Below are 19,896 nucleotides of genomic sequence, written 5' to 3' on the forward strand. Positions count from 1 at the left end.
TACTGCTGTTTTAGTTATTTCTTCTTGCGGTTCACGCGGTCCAGCACTTGCAGCACTTCCCACCGGTACAGGTCAACTGTCACACCATCGAGCGTGGTCAGCATGTAGGCCCCAATCGCGTCCATGAACCCGGCCTGGTAATCGAGGGCCTTGTCCTTGACGTGGAACTGAAGCTCAAAGCGCAGCGTATGCGGCTCGAACTGGCGGTGCATCTTCATGTGCATCTGCGTGCGCCGCAGATAATCCCGCGCGCTCAGGGCGCCTTGTGCATACAGGATGTTGGTCTCAAGGCTCATCGGGCACCTCCGGACGGAGGACGTTGCGCGATGCAGGTGGAACAGCAATTTGCAGGGCGATGCCCGCGTGGGATGGGTACGGCTTGGGTCGGTTGATCCATTGTCTTGCCTCTGGTTGAGTGAGGAGCCACCCACCTGGGAGGGTGGGCGGGCACACGACAAGGTCTGCAATACCGACGTTACTGTCATGACGGCAGGGCCGAAGCCCTCCCTGTCGGGCCCGCCCGAATGGGCGAACGACGACAGCGGTAGAAACTTGAGTTTCTTCCGGACAGGAACGATCGAGATTGCAGTCTCGGCTGCGGTTGTTGCCGCAGCGGGGAGGAGTTTAGCGGGTGGGGTGGTTTTGGGGCAAGTTGGAAGAACGTCTTGCATGCGGCTCGTCACACCAATGTTCCTAATCATCGGCATATGCCGGCAAACGACCGACGAAGACCCATACAAGAACCGGCACCTCTAACTCACCACTCTTTCCACAATTTGATGAGTCCACGCAGAAAATCATCACACTTGGCTGCAGTCCATGTTACGTCAGGATTTCCGTCAAGCAGCATGTACTGTTTGTTCGCACAAATAAACTTTGATCGGTCCGCTTGTAATAACCAATTTACGCACTTAATCATTGAGTCCTGATAAGAATTTCCGAAACATTCAACCGGCACGTTCCATAGCAACCCCTCAATGTAATACGACGGCGCAGCACCCTCATCCAAATAACCATCTTGGACCATCCTCTGCCTAGCGTTTTTTAATATTCGAACGATATGCTTAAACCATTCATTTGTTTCCTGGTTCTTCGCAATCAAATTTTCGCGATGTTGTTTTGGATAATTTATAACGCGCGTGCCATCCGATTTATGAAAGCTAATTCCGCATTCATACAAACTTTCCAAACCCGATAAGTACCTGTTGTACCGTCGATGCTGGGTCGTAATCAGCACATCGGCCTTCCTGCGGTCATGAAATGACTCGATCTTCACAGCCTTAGCTCCTGGCACAACGTGGTCACCAAATCTACGCCGGAGGGCAGCAAGCACATCCTTATGAAAATCTCGATGTGTATATATTGCATCAGGATGAACTGCTTGAAATTCCTGCTTTTGCTCCTGCGGCAATAAGGTCAAGTCATATGTGAATATCGAATCTAAGCGAATTACGACATCGACATCACTTTCGCTCCAAATGTTCGTGTCGTTTCCATACGAGCCTTGGAGAAAAACTGTGTAATCCTTCTCATGGTAACCGGTCTCCGCGGCATCAAGCGCCAACTTCACGGTCGCATACGTATCTTTCGAAGTGGTTTGCGCACCGATTCGTGCCCACGTATTAAGCTGATCCTCCGGAATTGCCATTCCCCCATCCTCCAGAAAGAAGTTGCCGCAATTGACGCTCGTGATTTCTAAATGACTCCCAACCTCGTTGGTACAAAATATTTAGCTTCTCCACATCGCACTCCATTAGGTCAGTCGCCATGTCTGGAGTGGTGTACGAATCGTTCACGCGAACCATAGGCACATCATGAAAAAGAATTTTCGTAAGAGTCTCCATTGATGTGGCGTTTATATCTAGCGTCTTTTGCAGCAAGCGAACCAGAAAGAATTTAAATATTAGCCATTTGTGTGCATATCTAGCGGGTTCTGGATAGTTTCCGACACCGATACTGACAACTCGTAGTTGAGACCGATCGTACTTTAATGCAGTGACCGCTTCGGCGATTGCGTACAGGGTCGGATTATTCGCACAGTAACCCCCATCGATAAGCTCGACGCGGCTGCCATCATAAGTGGTAACACTTTTACGTTTGAAATAGGGATACGCGGAGCATGAAGCAACGACCGCTTCCCCAACAGAACATCCGAAACCGGGAACAAAAGTCGCTTCTCCACCATGGGCTTGTTGAACGCCGCTCTTAAAAATCATAGGCCGCTCTTCCCGCCAGCGGGAGCTAACAATACCCACAAGCGTCTTCATGGCATCAAATTTTGTATCTCCGTACACGTCTCCTGCGAGCTTCTCAAGTGCTTTCGTACGGCCACTGCAGGTGCGAAGGCTCATCAAAGCTGGCACGTGTGCCTTGTACAAATTATGTACTTCTTCTGTTTTTTTACCCAATGAAAGTAACGATGCGATAATTGCGCCGGTACTGGTTCCGAAAATTACATCAAATTGCTCAGCAAGCGGCTTGCCGCCCATCATGGCTTCAAGTTGTTTGAGAACCCCGAGTGTGTAGAATCCTTTTGCACCTCCGCCGTCCAAACTGAGAATCCTGCAAGTAGAATCCCTTGACCCCAAAGCGTCAAAGTTCAAGATGTTTTTCTCCATTTGCAAAGAACGATATTTGTCCATCTGAACTAATTTTTATTGCAACACCAAGACGGCTAATACCAACGGCAGCTCGGGTACGAGCACCCTGATTTGTACCTCCTGCCGGCTTTGTCATTGCCCCGTAGGCCAATAACTTTCCGACTCGATCAACAATGACTGCGCCATCAAGGGACGCGAGATCGGTAAATATTCGACGATCAATGGTGTGAATCTTCTTTTTAGCGAAACGTTTATCTAGCGCTTGCTCGACCGCTCCACGCCCTTTCCCACCGACATGATCGGTTAGGCTACTCAAGCCGGAACGCAGCTTTTTGGGATTCGTCACTACAACGAGTAGCCCACCTGATCTTCTGAACGATAAGTCAAGTGCGACGTGATACAAGTAGCGTAGGACTTTATCTGCGACCCCGAGGCGCTGACCAACTTCAGGCCACAGATCCTTTAATTTCGACAGAATTGCTGCATGGTTCCAGATCTGCCACCGTCCCGACCGTTGGCTAAACCAAAGCCTGCCCCGATGCACAACAGCCATTTCTCCGCTTCGCACTAAAGCTACGCCAACGCCGTTTAGTTCTTCTGCAGAATCAGCGAGTCCGGCGATCCACCATGGACGCCGAGTTAATTTCGCCGACTCTCGCTCCGGTGTCGTCAATGGCGCGTACCCAGAAATATTGCCAGCTCCGTCAACAAGGAGTGCTGTGGAGAAACCATCGGTCAATCGCTTAAGCCGCTTATTTTCAAATGCCTCGCTAATTGGGTGCTCTCCATCCTTCCGATTAGTCAATATCAACCCGTATGAAAGACGCTGGTTTTCATAAGTCTCATGAGCAAGAGCTCGCACAAAGCGAAGAATCGGAGTTATCGCGTTGCTGTCGATCCCGCCGACTCTCTCCATTTCGCCCGCAACGGCAAGAGTGCCAAAGTCTATGAGGGATAACGCACCTCCGAGCCGGGAATGAAGCATTAGAGACGCCTCAGAAGCGAGATGGAGTAGAAACTGATAATCGTCAGAGCTCACTGGACCGGAATGCCGACAGCCGATTGCCGAGACGCGCAATTTTTTGTCTAGCCAGAGTGACACTTCAACTGTTTGCCTTTCCTTCCATAGGACCTCTCCGCACGGAGCGGCATCGAACGGTTTTTGACTGGTTACCGCTTTCCAGCTACCAAATATCAAGTGCGGAAGTGCCGCTTCGATCCGCCCTAATAAGAGCGCAACATCATCGCATTCGAAATCGCTTGCCACGATTTTCTTGTGTGTACCTTGGGCAAATTTCATGTCACGCATTACCTATTCTGCGGCATGGTCGAATCCATATTTCATCGATAGATATATGGCGACTAGCACAACTGAAAAGCGCTCAACATCACGCTGACCTTACGTGTCCCATCTGCAACGTATACCGACACCCCGTCCGGTAATTGCTGCACCCCCAAAACGCCCCACCCCTCCCATTCCGCGCCACCAGCTTCACCCCACAAGCCGGGCATGATGGCGTCCGGTAATCCCCCTCAAACACCTTCGCCAGCAACGCGGCCTGCTTGTCTTCGGCCAGCGCGCGGATGCGCTCAAGCACCGCCGGCCCATCCAATAGCTGGATACCGGCCAGCTCGGAATACTCCTGCACCGGGTTGCCGACATAACCGGACAAAGACCAGAACACGCCCCGCTTGACCTTGTGCGCCAGCATGGAGCCGCCCAACGCCCGCACCTGCTCCACTTTTACGGGCTTAGACCACGCCTTGCACTGGACCACCGCCACGGGCGCATCCAGGCCGGCCTTGTACAGCGTGGCGTCAATGCCGCCGTCCGGGCCGTGCGGCACGGTCTTCACGGCAAACCCCATCTGCTCGTAGTACTGCACGCACAGCAGCTCGAACCGCTTCCACTCAAGCGACTGAATGGCCTCCAGCGTCCAGCCCTGGGGCGTGGCGGGTTCTGCCGGCGTGGGGGCTTGCGTGGGTGTGGTGGTGTTGCGAGTGGTGTTAGGCGGATTAGGCGGGTTGGGCGGGTTGCTGCCCGCAGCGTTGCGGGCGGGCTGGGGCGGTGCCTTCGGCGGGCGGGCTCGCCCAGTCGGTTCCGTGCGCGGGGGCCCTAGCCGGGCATCGGCCTGCCGGCTGCGCTCCCGCAGGTACGACAGCACGGCAAAGAAGCCGAGCAGCAGCGCGGGCATCCAGGCCAGCCCGTGCGCCAGCATGCCGATGGCGCTCAACAGCGGGTTGGCGCCAAACGCGGCCGGGAGGATGTTGTGAAAAATCAGGTAACTGGCCGCCGAGCCAATGGCCAGCATCCACCATGGCAGCGACAGCAGCATGTCGCTGGTGGATGCTTGTTTTCTCCTCCGCCCCATCTACCGCCCCCGGCCTCATGCTTTTTAGATATTTAGGACTAGGCGCTTTCTCTGATAATCCGATTCAAATCAGGGCGCCGGTTTTTAATTGGGAAATAGCATAGGCGATGCATCGGGATTGCGCTGCCCCCGTTGGTGGGGTTCTGGGTGGTTTCTTGAGCGGGGGTTGATAAAGATCGAAACGGCGGGGCTGATTTATATCTGACGAAAATCTGAATTAAGAATTGGGCATGTCACAGGCCGCGCTGACAGGCGCCGCTTCGCTGCGTTAGCATCTCGGCCCAGCACCTTGCTTGACATACAAAGCGCCATGGCGCACTTGGCTCTGGCGACTTCGCAGACCACCGTTATGAGAACGCTCGCAGAGATTGAGGCCGAAGTCGCGCGCCTGGCTGAACGAGTCGCCGCGCCGGGTAACGCCTATCCCACGTTCGGATACACCGCCGATTTTGCCCATCCACATATCGAGGTTGGGACCGGGCAATATCACTACGTTGCTGTTGAGCGGGGCACCGAGGTATTCCGCAAATCGACGTCAGATCTGGACGAACTGCTGTACTGGATATTCGAAGGTGTGACGTTTTCCATGGCGTGCGCCTATGAATTGGCGCACCGCATTCCCGGACAGGACTTCCGGCGATTGATGTTCAGCAAGCAAACAGAGTTGCTGACCAGCATCGATCCGGAAATGGGGCGGCGGCGCCAGGATGAAATCACCAAGACATTGCGCAACGCGCCGTTCAATGACAACCGGCCATAGGCTCGACCAGACAAGGAGATATCGGGTGGACGTGCTCCAGCTTCCTGCGGACGGTTCTTCCGTCTGGGCGGGGATGTCAGATATAGAACTGGTCACACCTGACGGCCGTCATCACGTCCGCCTTCCGTACGAGGGTGAACCGCCCCACGGCGACTCATATCACTTGATCCAGATCGACGGTGTACCTGCCCCCGGCTATGCGTGGGGATGCGACTTTGCGTGCACGCCAGATTCGCGCTTGCTGGCGATGAGTTGGATGGAAAAGCGCATCGAACGCAAAACAGCGGTATTCGATCTGGAAGGCGGACGGTATTTCGTGTTGCCTTTCTATATGGGTAACTTTTGCTTCCGGTGGCCGCGCTTGGAGGGTACGGAACAAGCGTCTGAGCAACGCTCTTACGCGTTCAACGGCAGCGAAAACTGGCTGGTCTACTAACTTTTGCACATGCGAATCGCCGCCCTGTCAGATATTCACGGCAATCTGGCCGCGCTGGACGCCGTGCTGGAAGACATCCAAGCCCAGGGCGTCGATCTGATCGTGAACCTGGGCGATATCGCATCCGGCCCGCTGCAACCGCGCGAAACGGTGGATCGGTTGATGGCGCTGAACCTGCCGACCATTCGCGGCAATCATGAACGGCAGGTTCTTGCTGGTGACCCGTCACGCATGGGTGCGTCGGATCAGTACGCGTTTGCGCAGTTGAGGCCGGACCAGCTCGCGTGGTTTGCGAGCCTGCCCGTGCTTCGGTACATCGAAGACGATGTCCTGCTCGTTCACGGGTCTGCTCAGAACGACCTGACTTACTTTCTGGAATCGCTTTCTGAGAAAGGATGCCGCTCGGCGACGCACGATGAAGTGCTCTCTCGCGCAGAAGACGCCAACGCAAAGCTCGTGCTGTGTGGGCACACCCATATGCCACGCGCAATGAAGCTGGTGGACGGCCGCTTTATCGTCAATCCGGGCAGTGTCGGCCTGCAGGCTTACAGCGATGCCTACCCCGTTGCCCACACGATTGAAACCGGCAGTCCGCATGCGCGCTATGCCATCGTGACTGAACAGGAAGGTGAATGGGCTGCGGAATTCCGTGCGGTTGAATACGCGTGGGACGATGCAGCGGCGATTGCGGAGCAGCGGGGCCGGCCGGATTGGGCGGTTGCGTTGCGCACTGGCAGGGCAAGAGACTAAAGAAACTCGATATGCGCATCTACCAAAAACTCCTACTCGTATTCAGTGCTCTCGCTCTGCTTGCAGGCTGCAACCAGCAAGCCATGATTGAGAAGTTCGCTCCAAAAGAGGAATCCGCCATCGCTCAACGGATGCTGTCTGAGCTGATTGCCAAGAACTTCGGTGCGCTCGATAGCCAACTCGATCCACGCCTCAAGACGCCGGACACGCGAGACACATTCGAAAAGATGGCGAACGCGTTTCCGTCAGGCCAGCCGAAAAGCATCACCCTCGTGGGTACGGAAACCAACACGCGCAACGACGTCACGACCTACAACCTGACGTACGAATACGAGTACCCCAACGCATGGCTGCTCGCTAACGTCATGCTGCAAAGGAAAGACGGGCAACTTCGGATTGTCGGCATGCATGCCTATCCCGAGAAGCAGTCACTGCGCGAAACCAATGCCTTCAAGTTCGCGGGCAAAGGCTTTACGCACTACTTCGTGCTCGGGTTGATGATCGGCATCGCGTTGTTCGTGATCTACGTGCTGGTGCTCTGTTTCCGGACACCGATCGCGAAACGCAAATGGCTTTGGATGGTGTTCATTGCGCTCGGCATTACGCGGTTCTTTTTCAATTGGACGACAGGCGAGCTTCGCTTCCAGCTCCTCAGCTTCGCCATACCGGGCGTCGGCGCCTTTGCGGCTGGTCCGTACGCGCCGCTCATCTTGACCTTCAGCATTCCGGTCGGGGCGATTGTGTTCTTGCTACGGCGGCGGGCGTTGGTTGCGGGTCGTGCGACTTCACCAGACATAGAGCAAACGCCGGTCGCTCCGCCTGCGCCGTAGCAATGGGGCATTAGTCGGATCAGCAGCCGTCCGGACGAAAAGACCGCAAGAGGGTAAGCAGATACAAGCCACAATCCGCACATGAAAAATCCATCCCGCCAAGCCCGCCTGCGCGGTGGCCTGCTTGGCCTCCTGATCGGCGATGCCCTAGGCGTGCCTTACGAATTTCACGACGCTGCGTCGATCCCGCCCTCTGCTGAGATCGAGATGACGCCGCCAGTGGGCTTTTACCGCGCACACGTGGGGGTGCCACCTGGCACGTGGAGCGACGACAGTGCCCAGGCGCTGGCCCTGCTCGATGCGCTGCTGCGTGACCGAACGCTGGACCTCGACACCTTTGCGGCAAACCTGCTGAACTGGTTCCAGCAAGGCGCGTTCACACCAGACGGCAATGTCTTCGATGTCGGCTTGCAAACCCGGCAGGCTTTCTACGCCATCGCGGCTGGCAAGAGCGCGTCCACATCCGGGCCGGACGGCGAACGCGACAACGGCAACGGATCGCTCATGCGTTGCCTGCCCGTCGTCATGGTGGCGGCCACTCGCGACGACGCAATCCACCTTGCCCGCAAGCAGAGCCTGCCCACGCACGGGCATGTGCGTTCTCAACTCTGTTGTGCGCTCCACTGCCTGACTGCCATGGGCATTCTGGAAGGCCAGTCCGCAGCCGATGCAGTACGCGCCGCCGAGGACGCGCTGCTCGACCGCCATACCGGCACGCCGGAAGAGAGCGAACTGAAGATCGCGCTGGATGGGCGCTTCGACGCCCCGCAAGGGTCGGGCTATGTGGTCGACAGCTTCTGGTCGGCAATGCACTGCGTGCTGTCGACACACAGCTATGAGGACTGTGTTAAGCGGGCGGTTGCGCTGGGCAACGACACGGACACCACGGCATGTATTGCCGGCGGATTGGCTGGATTGGTCTACGGGGAAGACGCCATTCCGCGGCGCTGGCTGGCGGCGTTGCACGGCAGAACGACCGTTGAGTCGTTGTTACAACACTTCTGATAGCGCACCCGGCCGAGACAGGCATTGCGGCTGCCGAAGTCTGTTTCCGTCACCCGACAAACTTATAATGTCGCCCGGCCACCCGCCTAAGCCGCCACCGCGTGCCGCGCACAAAACTTGCGCCGCACCTGCGGTGGCCACCGGGCCGCAACGTCACCCGGCCAAGCCCTTTTACCCAACGCCATGCCCTACCGCTTCCGTCCGTTGTCCGTTTTGTGCGCTGCTGCCTGCATCGCTGCCGCTCTGGCTGCGTGCAGCTCTGCGCCCACGCCGCTCTATCAGCAGGAGCAGTTCGATGCGGCGGCAAGCCCGTATGCGCGCACCTTCCACGCCAAGTCCGACGCGACGTGCGAGGCGGCACGCCGGGCGCTGTTGAGCCAGGGGTATGTGTCGAGTTCGCCGCGCGCTGACACGATCGACGGCAGCAAGAATTTCCAGCCGAGCAACGATTCGCACGTGGTGATCTCCTTCCACGTGGTGTGCGCGGAGGCCAATACCGAGGGCACGTCGAGCACGGCCTATGTGAACGCGGTGCAAGACCGCTACACGCTCAAGAAGACGAGCACGTCGGCAAGCGTGGGGTTGAGCATCCTGGGCTCGGTGTCGCTGCCCATCGGCTCGGGTGACGATTCGATGGTGAAGGTGGCAAGCGAGACGATTCCGGCCGGCGTGTTCTACGAGCGCTACTTCAACCTGGTCGACCACTTCCTGAAGATCGACCCCGCCCGCCATGACCGCAAGGTGGCCAAGGCGGCAGAGAAGGAACACGTGGCCCCGCTGCCCGAGCCCGCCCCCACGCCGCAGGGCGAGCCGATGAAGATGACGACGCCGGTGGTGCCCACGCCGGCCGCGCCGCCTGTGCCGGTGGCGGCGCCGGCTTCGGCTCCGGCTCCGGCTGCTGCGCCGGCGTCTGCGCCCGCTTCAACGCCTGCGGCGGCGCCTGTGGTTGCGCCGGCTTCTGCACCGGCATCGAAGGCGCCAGTTGATGCTGCACCGGCATCGGCTCCTGCGGTGACCACGCCGCCTGCACCCACGCCGGGCCCGGCCCCCGCATCCGCACCGGCTGGTGCAACAACGGGCGGCGCCAGCTGAGCGCGACCGACCCGCCGACCCTCCCTATATATAAAAGGGCCATCGAGGAATTCCGCAGAACGCAGCGCGGTCGCCGGCCAACGGCGCTGCTGTAGAGCGCGTGGCGGCATCGGGCAGGCGTTTGCCTTCAGGCGGCCAGCTGTAGTGCAGACGCAATAGTCGTCGCCTGCCTCTCTTCCTCATGTACCGCCAGTTGGTAGCCACGCGCATAGACCGTCTTGAGCTCGACCCCCGTGGCCTTTCCGAAGCACAGCTTCTTGCGCAGCTTGTAGACGTGCTGTTCGATGGAGCGCTCTGCAACGCTGGCGTCCGTCCCCCACACTGCGGAAGCGATCTGCTGACGTGACAGGAACGCCCCCGAAGACGAGAACAACAGCCAGGCCGTGGCAAATTCGCGGGCGGTCAAACGGATGGGCGTGCCGTGCAACGTCACCGTCCGGGTAAGCCGGCACAAACGGTACGGCCCGACCACCGCACGCGTGGCGGACTCGGTTTGCTGCGTGCCGTGCTCGGCGCTGCGCAGGATGCGGCGTACACGCGCCTTCAACTCCTCGGCGGTGAAGTGGCCAGTGATGAAGTCATCGACAGCGCTGTCAAAAACGGCCCGCATTTCGGCGCGTTCGACAAAATTGCCGAACACCAGCGTTGGCCAGCACATGTCGGCGTTGCACTCGCGCCAGGACAGCACGAGTTTGCCGGCCGTGCTGAATAGCTGTGCATCGATCATCAGCAGATCGAAGACCTCACTGCGCCGCGCGCGCAGCAACGCCAATGCATCGTCGAATCGCTCGCACGTCACGTCTTGCGCTGAGAGGCAAGCCGTCACGAACGCAAAGTTGGAAGGATTGCTGGTAAGGATGGCGAATTTCATGGCGTACCCCGACTGATGCGGCGCCAATCAATGTGTCGGCCCCGCTTGTTTTCTTTTACCCCAGCATAACTTTCACAATTCCTTCACACATCCCTCCGAAGAGTGATATTCCGGTGTGGCAGCAATTCCTCTGCGAATCGATGCATTTGTCATCAAATTGACACCTGTTTGAAATATTTAGGCACGGATTGCGGTCACGGCCACCCCAGGCCCCGGATGCCGCGCGTGCCGTCGGACAGGACGCGGCCAGCGCCAGATCGACGGCCTGGTTGCGTACTACGGCATCCTCCCGAAACTTCACCCGCGGCGCATCGAAGAACACGACCGGATACGAAGTTTCGCCATACCGGATCGGAGAGTTTCGTCACGTTCCCCTGCCCTTCGCGTTATCCGTGACCTTTATCGACGCTCCAACGTACTGTGGAACGTTCACTTGCCATATGGCGCATACCTCGACGCCGTAGGCAGCGCTTGCCGCAGTCACGGTGTACAGAATTGGAGTCTCGAAACGATGAAAATCAATCCAACCGGCAACGTCGCCATGCCGACAGTTGCTGAGCAGAGCCACACTCCCGGGAATGAAGTTCACGTCGCATCAGCGGGTGCATCACGGTCTTCCGTGGCGGAAGGTAGCCCGTTGCATGGGCTTCGCCGCACGCGTAGCCTTCCGGCGCGGCTCGGTGCAGCTTTGTCGGATGACTCAACAGAGACGAAAACACGCCGAGCGTCCGGCCGAAGGCTGGCAACAGCCAGTCAACGCTCCGTCGCGACGGGACAGCACGCTCGTAGCCCCGGCGTAAGCGAAATCAGGACACCCACCTCTAGCGCCAGGAGCGAACACAGCGTCGACATCGGTGATGCGCACGGGCCAGTCCCGCCGGGCGGCACGCAAGACGCGTCGATGCCATTGGCAGCATCTTCACAAGCCGGCGGCATGCAACGGCTATGGAACATGGCCGACATACGCACACTGCTGAGCCAAGCCGACGATCATGAATTCATCGCGGCATTGCGGGCCCCCACGGACGAGGCCAATGCCGATGGCCATGGCGCCCGGCTGGATCGCCTGGCAGGCCACGTTTCGGAGTTGAAGACCCACCTGGATAGCGCGGGGCTCGATGGCGCGCTGGCAACGCGATTCAAAGCGCGCCTTGATGAGGTGGGGGTCACGCTCAAAGCACTGCAAACGGATAAACCGCTCGGCGAACGTGCCGCGAAGGTTATTGGCCTGAACGCGCTGCTCGCGCCGTTGCCGTTGATGATCCCGCTCATGACGAAGCCACGGCAACAGAAGACTGAAGCGGAAATTGTGGCGCTGATGGCCAAAGCGATGGTCGAAGCCATCGGCATGATTCGCACGCCGACGACAGACAACAATCTCCTGAAAGACCGTGCGATGGCGCGCTACTACGCGAACACGGTGCAAGCGGTGGAGTTTGCCCTGCCTACGTTTGTCAGCGGCCTGCGATTCCTCAACGACAGCCCGGCGTTCAACATTGCGGCCGGCGCCGTATCGACCGGTGCCCTGTTTGGCGGCTTTCTGTCGAAAGAAATTCGGGACAAGTACAACGTCTGGCGCACCGGGTCGAAACATCCAGACTTGCGCAAGGCAGGCGTGGCGCTCTCTTCCGAAACGAAAGCCGCGCTGGATGCAGTGAAAACCGCGGTCGAGATGGACCAGCAGATGCTCAATGGCGCCAAGGATAGGTTCATTACGGAGCACGGCCGTGAGCTGAGCCCCCACTTGAGTAAGCAGGTGGCGATTGCGGTCAACGCCTATCAGCGCATTGCAGACGAACTCGCCGAGTGCATCGGTCTTCCGGCCGCCGAGGGGCACGCAGAGAATAGCGACCGCTCCGCAAAACTCGCGCTCGCTCTATTCTCGACCGCGGTTTGCACAGCAACGACGGTTTTGATGCTGCCTGACAAGATCGGAACTGTGGACCTCGCGTCCGACGCTGCCTTTACCTCCGCATTGATGTTCAGCTTGATGGCGGACAAGAACGTAAGCCGCAAGGACGCCCTGGAAGAGTTCAAGACGTTTGTTGGACTGAGCCTGGTCATGCTGGCAGTACTCGCGGCCAACAAAGCAGCGAATGACTTCATGGAGCGCGGCGTAAGTGGACTGTTGGTCGGCTCGATCGCGATGAGCGCTCTGAACTTGACGATGCCGGGGCCAGTCGGGCATGCCGCTGCGCGTGGCATCGAGGCACTCATGAGCATGAGCCCGTCGGACATGTTGAACGGACTGAAAAGCATTGGCGATCGCGTGTTCCAGATGTTTGCTGGCGAGCAAGCCCGACCCCTTCCTCGAAGCACTGTGAGGTTAGAGGAACTGGACCCCGACCTTGAGGGGGCGCTACCAGCCCGATAAAGGGCGCGTCGTTCCGTCCAGCGCGATGATCTCGTAGGCGTACCTCGCGCTGGACAAGTGGGCGAGGCGCCCCACCCCACGCTCACAGGCATTGGCGGGACGTGGCTTTACTGTTTCCAGTTCGAGATCAAGGTGATCGCCAAGCTGCACGAGCCGGCATGACGGATGCGTCAGTCCTACGAGAATCCGTACCCGCCTCTGCCGTAGGAATGTGCGAGAGTGCAAGCCACGGCAATGGCATCCACTTCACCTCACGGGCACGCGCACTCTGTGGAATGCCTCGACCGCACACGCCGATGCCCGCTCTTCAGGAGACACGCATGGTCAGCAAGAACACGATCTGTCTGTGGTACGACCGCGATGCGCTGGACGCGGCCAACTTCTACGCCAAGACCTTCCCTGACAGCAAAGTCACCGCTGTGCACCGCGCACCGGGCGAGTACCCGGCCGGCCAGGAGGGCGATGTGCTAACGGTGGAATTTACCGTGGCGGGCATTCCGTGCCTGGGGCTGAACGGCGGCCCGCAGTTCAAGCACAGCGAAGCATTCTCATTTCAGATTGCGACCGACGATCAGGCCGAGACGGATCGGCTGTGGGACGCCATCGTCAGCAACGGCGGGCAGGAAAGCGCGTGCGGCTGGTGCAAAGACAAGTGGGGGCTGTCGTGGCAGATCACGCCGCGCGCGCTCACTGCGGCCTTTACCGACCCGGACCGCGCAGCGGCCAAGCGCGCCTTCGACGTGATGATGACGATGCGCAAGATCGACATTGCGACGATTGAGGCGGCACGGCGGGGCTAAGTTCATCGGTCATCGGTTGCCGCATCTGCATTGCCGGGCGCCAGCGGCTCGGCAATGCAGACCGATGCCTGGATCAGACAGACCGCGCTAGTTTGTGGCGCCACGCGGTCACTTCTTTGCCTGCGTCTCGGCCTCCTGGTTCTGACGCGGGTCATAGCCGGTGAAGTACCAATGCCCGTCTGCTCCCAGCTGGAAGCTCACCTTCTCGTAGATGACGCGGCCATCCGTCAGCCGCGTTGCGTAGTCGACGTTCGCATACAGGCCATCGGGAACATCCTTGACCTTCGTATAGGTGAGCCGCGTAACGGATGCCCAGCCGCGTTGGCTGACCGCCCCGACCGACTTGCGCGCTTGCGTGAGCCCACTGGCAAAGCGATCAGCCGTGTAGAAGCCCCGCACGAAAGGCGCGGTCTGCTGCCAGAGCGCGGTGTAGTCGCCCGCGTCGATGCGCTTGAGCGCGAGCGTGGCGTTGCCGAGCAACTCATCTGCGGAGTCGCCCGCTTCCGCACCGTGTGCCAACACAGAAGCGGCGGCAAGCGCGCACGCCGCAACCGTCTTGAATGGGCCGTTAAGACGTTTCATCAACCACTCTCCGTCTGATCTCGATCTGTCTGGTTACTTTGCGGGCTTTGCCGGTGCAAATGTCTCGCACTGCGGGTCGGCCCATCGCGTCTTGGTCACGCGGTTGTCGTCGTCAAACTGGATCTGGTACTGACACGTGACAGGCTTGTCTGCGCTGCGGAAGTGGAACAGGTAGTTCCACACGCGCACGCGAAACACGCTTTCATGAAAGTGCGGCACGCCAATCAGGTCATAGACCTGGCCCTTGGTCATGCCGGGCTCGACCATGCGCAGAGGGTCAACGTTGGGGAACGAACCCTCGGGCGTCATCGCCGTGTCCGGTTTGGGGAACGCGGTATCGTTGGGGCCGGGGCCCGCACATGCCGCAAGGGCGAAGATGCACGAGAGCGTTGCGATGCAGGCTGGGAATGAGCGCTTGTTCATATCAGGAATCCGAAAGAGTCACGTTGCGGTTGTGCGGGGCGCCTTACCACTGATACCCGGCACCGACCACGGCGCCATAGGTGCCGCGCGTGTTGGTGGATACGGCGGCCTTGTAGATCCAGCGGTTGTTTTCCGACACCGTCGAGATACCGAGCGCCTGCCCCGATTGGCCGTTGTACACACTGCCTGCTACGGCCACCATGCTCTTGCCGGGGCCGGTCGGCTGCGGCAGGCCGGCCATTGCCATGGCCATGGCGGTGCCGCCTTCCGCATCGCGCCGGTACGAATCGATGCTGTTGCGCAGGCCCGCGACCTGGTTGTCGGTGTAGTTGTTGGCTTGCGTCACCGCGTTGTTCAGCTGTGACACGTTGACGGCATCGGTGGGGGCCGTGCCGGCGGCCACGTTGATGACCTGACGCGACAAGGTGGACGAGCCCACCGACACGACATCCGTGCGGCCGCCGTCGTTGCTGCCGGCACCAATGGCCGTTGACCCGCTGCCCGTGGCGACTGCGCCGGTGCCGACGGCGGTGGTGTTGTTGCCGGTGGCTTGCGAGCTGTTGCCCAGCGCCGTGCTGTTGCTGCCCGACGCTACCGAACCCGTGCCGCCTGCCGAAGAGTTCGGACCCGGCGTGGCCGGTGGCGTGTTGTTGGTGGTGCCGTTGGGCGAGGTAGAGGTGAACGGGCCACCGTTGTTGCTGATGAGCGTTGAGAGCTGCTGCTGAACGGCCTGCAACTGCGACACGTTGACCGCATCCGAACCCAGGCGGCCGGCAGCCACGCCCGTGATCTGGCGGTTGCCGACGTTCAGCTCACCCGACGAGGTTTGCGGCGCCGTCAGCCCAAAGGCCATGTAGTTTGTCAACGCGCCCACCGAAGTGAGCGAGCCCGCGCCCAGCGCAACGCTGTTGGCAAACGTGGCGGTGGCGCCGGAGCCCATGGCCATGGCATCCACCGCGCTGCTCTTCGCGCCCGAACCGATGGCGATGCCGCCCGCCAATGCCGCGTTTGCGTTGGCGCCTTGCGCGATGGACTGCGCGCCGTTTGCAGTCGACCCGCTGCCCAATGCAATTGCATCGGCCTGGCCGGAGGTCGATGCCTGGCCGATGGCAATGCCGCCCGGCGCGGTTTGCTGGACGATGGCGCCGTTGCCGACGCCGACGCCGTTGTCACCGTTCACCACCGTCGTTGGCCCAACGGCCACCGACTGCGAACCGACCGCGAGCGAATCGGCCGCCGTCGAGTTGGCGTGGAAGTACAGCGTGGGCGTGACCGCGAACGATTGCAGCGCGCCGGTCAACTGGCGGATCGTTGCCGCATCGTGCTGGCCCGTGCCGTCAGCCACGTTGGTCAACTGGCGATACGTATTGCCCGCAGCACTGCCGAATGACACGGCGCCCAGCAGCGTCCCGTCAGACGTGTTGAACGGAACTGCTTGGCTGCCTGCGGGAATCGACCCGACACCGGAGGCAATGGCCCGATCGGAAATGGCACCCGAGCCGATCGCCACACCGCCTGCCACCGACACCGTCGACAGTGAGCCGAGCGCAAGCGCGTTGGCCGTTTGCGCCTGCGCACCATTGCCGGCTGCAAGGCTGGTGGCGCCGGCTGCAACCGCAAGTGGCCCGATGGCCACGCTGTCCGTGCCAGTGGCCTGGCTGTCCGCCGCTGTGGAATTGGCGTGGAAATACTTGATGCCACCGCCGTTCTGGATGCTGGTGATCGTGTTGCCGAGGTTCGTGACGTTCTGGTTGGTCGCGAAGAGCTGCGAGCCATTCACCGCGTCTGTGCTCGTGGCGTTCAGTGCGCCGGGTGCAACGTTCGTGATGATGTTCGGCCCCGTGCCGCCGTGGTTGGCGCTGAAGGCGCCCGTGCCGCCATTGGCGGCCGGGTCCCACAGCAACGCGTCGTTCTTCGTTTGCGTCAACTCGGTTTGCACCGACTGCAACTGGCTCACGTTCACGGCATCGGTTGCGGCCGAGCCGGCAGCAACGTTGGTGACGCGGCGCTCGTTGCCAGCGGAGCCCACCGAGACCTCGCCCACCGGCGAGGTGCCCGCAAGCGGTGCCGTGCCAGGGTTGTAGGCGGCGGCGCCCAGGTTGGCGGTGGTGGTGGAATTGGCGCCGAGTGCGACGGAGTTGGCTGCCGTGGCCTGCGCGCCATTACCCATGGCCACGCTGTTTGCACCGCTGGCCACCGCAAGCGGCCCGACGGCCACGCTGTCCGTGCCGGTGGCCTGGCTATCCGCCGCCGTGGAGTTGGCATGGAAGTACTTGATGCCCGCGCCGCTCTGGATGTTGTTGACCGTGGTCGCGACACCATCGATGGCTTGGTTGGTCGCGAAGAGCTGCGAGCCGTTGACCGCATCGGTGCTCGAATTGCTCAGGCGCCCGGCCGCTACGTTGGTAATCTGCCGCTCGGCGCCAAACGCACCAACGCTCACGACGCTGGTCGGGCTCGTACCAGCGAAGCTGCGCGTGGTGCCGGCGATGACCGCGCTCGCGGTCGGGTTGGCTGCGGCGGTGACGGAGCCGGAGCCCAGTGCAACATCGCCCGCGTTGCTGGCCGTTGCGGTGGCACCCAGCGCGAGTGCATTCGCGGCTTGCGCCCGAGCACCGTTGCCGGTCGCCACGCTGTTCGTGCCGCTGGCAGCCGCAAGCGGCCCGACGGCCACGCTGTCGGTGCCCGTGGCCTGGCTGTCGGCCGCCGTGGAATTGGCGTGGAAGTACTTGATGCCCGCGCCGCTCTGGATGTTGTTGACCGTGGTGAAGATGCCATCCACTGCCTGATTGGTCGCGAACAACTGCGAGCCGTTGACCGCATCGGTCGAGCTGCCGCTGATCCGTCCGGCTGCGACGTTCTGAATCTGTCGCGGCGCAGCGGCCGAGCCGACACTGACGACGTCGCCTGCCGCCGGCGCGCCGCCCGCGAACGTGCGGGTCGTCCCTGCGACCACGGCGTTCGGCGTCTGCACGGCGGCCGACACGGTCGACGCATTGCCAAGGACGACCGCGCCGTCCAGGCCGCCGGGTATCGTCACGCCGTTGCCAACGACGAACGCGTTATTCGCATTGATCGTGTTGTTGTTACCGAGCGAATACGAGCCCGAGCCCGTGATGGTGCTCGGATCGCCGATCGCCCCGGAATTTGCGCCGCTGACGACGTTGCTTGTGCCAATGCTCAGGCTATTGGCGCCCGTAGCCTGCGCGCCCAGACCCAGCGCAACAGCGTTCGTGCCAGATGCCACCGCGTTGTTCCCGATGGCCGTGCCCGATACACCGGACGCTGTTGCACCGCTGCCCATGGCAGTTGCACCACTTTGAGAAGCCGCTGACGCGTTGCCCACCGCCACGCTAAAGCCGCCTGAGGCCGTCGACAGAACGCCGATGGCGATCGAGCCGGTGGCTGATGCCTTGGCGTTCAACCCAACCGAAGTGGTGCCGTTTGCAGTCACGCCGATGCCCGCGTTCGTGCCGATCGCGATGTTGTCGTTGCCGGATACCAGGCTACCTGCCGAAGCGGCCAGCGTACCGTCATACGTGACCGTGCCGTCGCCCGTGCCGAACGCGACGTTGCGCGTGCCCGTGACGCCAGACCCCGCGCCACGCATCGCACTCGCGATACCGCCGCCGACTGCGGTGTTTTGCGCACCGCTCACGAGCGTGCCGGTGGCAATACCGACGGCGACCGAGCCGGTGTTGCCGGTGGTTGAGCCCGCGCCTGCACCCTGGCCCGCCGCAACGGTGCCGTCGCCGATGGCGAGCGCCTGCCCGCCGATTGCGAGTGCCGTGTTGCCGCTGGCCTTCGCGCCGTTGCCAACAGCGGTGGCGGCGGCATTCGTCGCCTGGGCGTTTGCCCCAAGCGCGACGGCGTTGTCTGCGGTTGCCTTTGCCAAGGATCCGACGGCGGTCGACAAGTTGCCGCTGGCAACGCTTTGAAGGCCGACACCAACGCCCGCCGAGCCGCTGGCAGTGACGTCCGTGCCGATACCGATCGACGACTCGCCAGTCGCACCAGTACCGGGAGCGGTGCGCGCGCCCACATTGATGGAGTTGGTCCCGGAGGCAATGGACTGGAAGCCGACAGCCACTGCGTTAAGGCCCGTACTGCTTGCGCCGTAACCGACGGCCGTGGACCCGCCTTGCGTGGCAGTGGACATGAAACCGACGCACATCGTGGTGCCGCTGTAGAAGTTGTACGGCGCCGTAGAGCAGTTCACCTGCGCATATGCCTGCCCAGGGAGAACGGAACCGAGGAGCGCAACAGCGGCTGCAATCAAGGTCATTGCACCGCCGGCGGTGTTCCGGCAACCGCACCGCACGACCGTACCGCCCTTGCCTTTTGCCCGGTCCACCTCCGATGCGGCCACCCAAGCGCCCAGCGCCTCGTTCCAGATCGTTTTATATGATTTGTTCATATTGATTCCATCATGCTCGCCGTGAGCTCAAGAAAAGAAACAGAAAAACCGGGTGAGCCATCGCGCAGCGCAAACCATAAAGACGAACGCGCCCTTGGCACCCGCAAAGACAACGGGTTCCCGATTGATTGGAACTGCCAGCATTCAATGGCCGATGACTACACGGCTTTAAAAGGACGCAGAAACTCACCGCTCCGATAGGAGCGTCTTCAATACAGCGCGAGTTGGGTGCTGGTCCGCCGAGCCTAATGTTCAGTGGTCAACGGCTTGGCCCGTGAAGGCGCGGGGAATCAGGGCGGATCAAAGGGCCACTTGATAGCGACATGAATGGCGTGGGTTGGGCTTGGATCGACACTTGGTCGATGTCTTACGTTTATTACCCAAACGTTTGCCCTGACCGTGTAGCTCGTCGTATTCATTGCTACCGTACCCCCGGCAGTGCGGCTTTCTTATTGACGAAGGAGCGCTATCTCATGCACAGACGCGTCTTGGTGTGCAGGGGCTGAGATAGGCGCAGAGGGAAAATCTTCAAAGACTGAAGAAAAATAGTCGAGTTTGAATATTGTGTCTAGATATTTAGTACT

General features: G+C 60.4%; 17 protein-coding genes. 8 read left to right on the forward strand and 9 right to left on the reverse strand.

Translation table 11 applies throughout. The annotated features are described in order from the left end of the window. Positions 1–14 precede the first annotated feature (14 nt). The 5 genes from ACTJK4_RS24695 to ACTJK4_RS24715 form a co-directional block, all read right to left on the reverse strand. The gene (locus ACTJK4_RS24695; protein ID WP_316869418.1) at positions 15–296 is read right to left on the reverse strand and encodes a hypothetical protein; all 282 of its coding nucleotides are present in this window, start codon (positions 294–296) and stop codon (positions 15–17) included. A gap of 461 nt (positions 297–757) precedes the next feature. Continuing rightward, the gene (locus tag ACTJK4_RS24700) at positions 758–1,648 is read right to left on the reverse strand and encodes a nucleotidyltransferase domain-containing protein (RefSeq protein WP_440819174.1); all 891 of its coding nucleotides are present in this window, start codon (positions 1,646–1,648) and stop codon (positions 758–760) included. Next, entirely contained in the window at positions 1,623–2,603 is a 981-nt protein-coding gene (locus ACTJK4_RS24705; RefSeq protein WP_440819175.1) for a patatin-like phospholipase family protein, read from the reverse strand. The genes ACTJK4_RS24700 and ACTJK4_RS24705 overlap by 26 nt, the downstream gene beginning before the upstream one ends. After that, on the reverse strand, positions 2,593–3,900 hold the full coding sequence (locus tag ACTJK4_RS24710) for a diadenylate cyclase (RefSeq protein WP_440819176.1): 1,308 nt from the start codon (positions 3,898–3,900) through the stop codon (positions 2,593–2,595). The genes ACTJK4_RS24705 and ACTJK4_RS24710 overlap by 11 nt, the downstream gene beginning before the upstream one ends. A gap of 88 nt (positions 3,901–3,988) precedes the next feature. After that, on the reverse strand, positions 3,989–4,972 hold the full coding sequence (locus ACTJK4_RS24715; protein WP_440819177.1) for a restriction endonuclease: 984 nt from the start codon (positions 4,970–4,972) through the stop codon (positions 3,989–3,991). Positions 4,973–5,321: 349 nt separating this feature from the next. Here ACTJK4_RS24715 and ACTJK4_RS24720 point away from each other — a divergent pair, with 349 nt between their 5' ends. The 6 genes from ACTJK4_RS24720 (at position 5,322) to ACTJK4_RS24745 (ending at position 9,845) form a co-directional block, all read left to right on the forward strand. After that, positions 5,322–5,732 (forward strand): Imm63 family immunity protein, encoded by a 411-nt coding sequence (locus ACTJK4_RS24720; protein ID WP_440819178.1) that lies wholly within the window; start codon positions 5,322–5,324, stop codon positions 5,730–5,732. Between the two features lie 25 nt (positions 5,733–5,757). Further along, positions 5,758–6,168, forward strand: coding sequence for a hypothetical protein (locus ACTJK4_RS24725; RefSeq protein WP_260801224.1), 411 nt, complete (start codon positions 5,758–5,760; stop codon positions 6,166–6,168). Positions 6,169–6,177: 9 nt separating this feature from the next. After that, positions 6,178–6,918 (forward strand): metallophosphoesterase family protein, encoded by a 741-nt coding sequence (locus ACTJK4_RS24730; protein ID WP_260801223.1) that lies wholly within the window; start codon positions 6,178–6,180, stop codon positions 6,916–6,918. A gap of 11 nt (positions 6,919–6,929) precedes the next feature. Continuing rightward, positions 6,930–7,748 carry a hypothetical protein gene (locus ACTJK4_RS24735; RefSeq protein ID WP_260801222.1) on the forward strand — a complete coding sequence of 273 codons (819 nt, stop codon included), beginning with the start codon at positions 6,930–6,932 and terminating at the stop codon, positions 7,746–7,748. A gap of 81 nt (positions 7,749–7,829) precedes the next feature. Further along, complete coding sequence (locus ACTJK4_RS24740; protein WP_440819179.1) at positions 7,830–8,753, forward strand: ADP-ribosylglycohydrolase family protein; 924 nt, start codon at positions 7,830–7,832, stop codon at positions 8,751–8,753. Between the two features lie 183 nt (positions 8,754–8,936). Then, a complete protein-coding gene (locus tag ACTJK4_RS24745) occupies positions 8,937–9,845 on the forward strand; it encodes a DUF2242 domain-containing protein (RefSeq protein WP_440819180.1) in 909 nt (302 codons plus the stop codon). 127 nt (positions 9,846–9,972) lie between these two features. On the opposite strand, the gene ACTJK4_RS24750 is transcribed toward ACTJK4_RS24745, so the two are convergent. Further along, positions 9,973–10,716, reverse strand: coding sequence for a response regulator transcription factor (locus ACTJK4_RS24750; RefSeq protein WP_440819181.1), 744 nt, complete (start codon positions 10,714–10,716; stop codon positions 9,973–9,975). Positions 10,717–11,668: 952 nt separating this feature from the next. Between ACTJK4_RS24750 and ACTJK4_RS24755 the strand changes: the two genes are divergently transcribed. Together ACTJK4_RS24755 and ACTJK4_RS24760 are read left to right on the forward strand one after the other, a co-directional pair. After that, positions 11,669–13,090, forward strand: a complete 1,422-nt coding sequence (locus ACTJK4_RS24755; RefSeq protein WP_440819182.1) for a hypothetical protein — start codon at positions 11,669–11,671, stop codon at positions 13,088–13,090. A gap of 320 nt (positions 13,091–13,410) precedes the next feature. Then, on the forward strand, positions 13,411–13,890 hold the full coding sequence (locus ACTJK4_RS24760; protein ID WP_433867683.1) for a VOC family protein: 480 nt from the start codon (positions 13,411–13,413) through the stop codon (positions 13,888–13,890). Between the two features lie 108 nt (positions 13,891–13,998). Here ACTJK4_RS24760 and ACTJK4_RS24765 read toward each other — a convergent pair whose 3' ends face one another. Genes ACTJK4_RS24765 through ACTJK4_RS24775 form a run of 3 tightly spaced genes read right to left on the reverse strand, consistent with a single transcriptional unit; the run spans position 13,999 to position 19,312 of the window. Continuing rightward, on the reverse strand, positions 13,999–14,472 hold the full coding sequence (locus tag ACTJK4_RS24765; RefSeq protein ID WP_232038697.1) for a DUF4019 domain-containing protein: 474 nt from the start codon (positions 14,470–14,472) through the stop codon (positions 13,999–14,001). Between the two features lie 33 nt (positions 14,473–14,505). Continuing rightward, positions 14,506–14,895, reverse strand: coding sequence for an outer membrane protein assembly factor BamE (locus ACTJK4_RS24770; RefSeq protein WP_440077584.1), 390 nt, complete (start codon positions 14,893–14,895; stop codon positions 14,506–14,508). Between the two features lie 43 nt (positions 14,896–14,938). Continuing rightward, on the reverse strand, positions 14,939–19,312 hold the full coding sequence (locus ACTJK4_RS24775; protein WP_440819183.1) for a YadA-like family protein: 4,374 nt from the start codon (positions 19,310–19,312) through the stop codon (positions 14,939–14,941). Positions 19,313–19,896 lie beyond the last annotated feature (584 nt).

This window comes from Ralstonia sp. 22111 (assembly GCF_052045895.1).
GTDB classification, from domain to species: domain Bacteria; phylum Pseudomonadota; class Gammaproteobacteria; order Burkholderiales; family Burkholderiaceae; genus Ralstonia; species Ralstonia wenshanensis.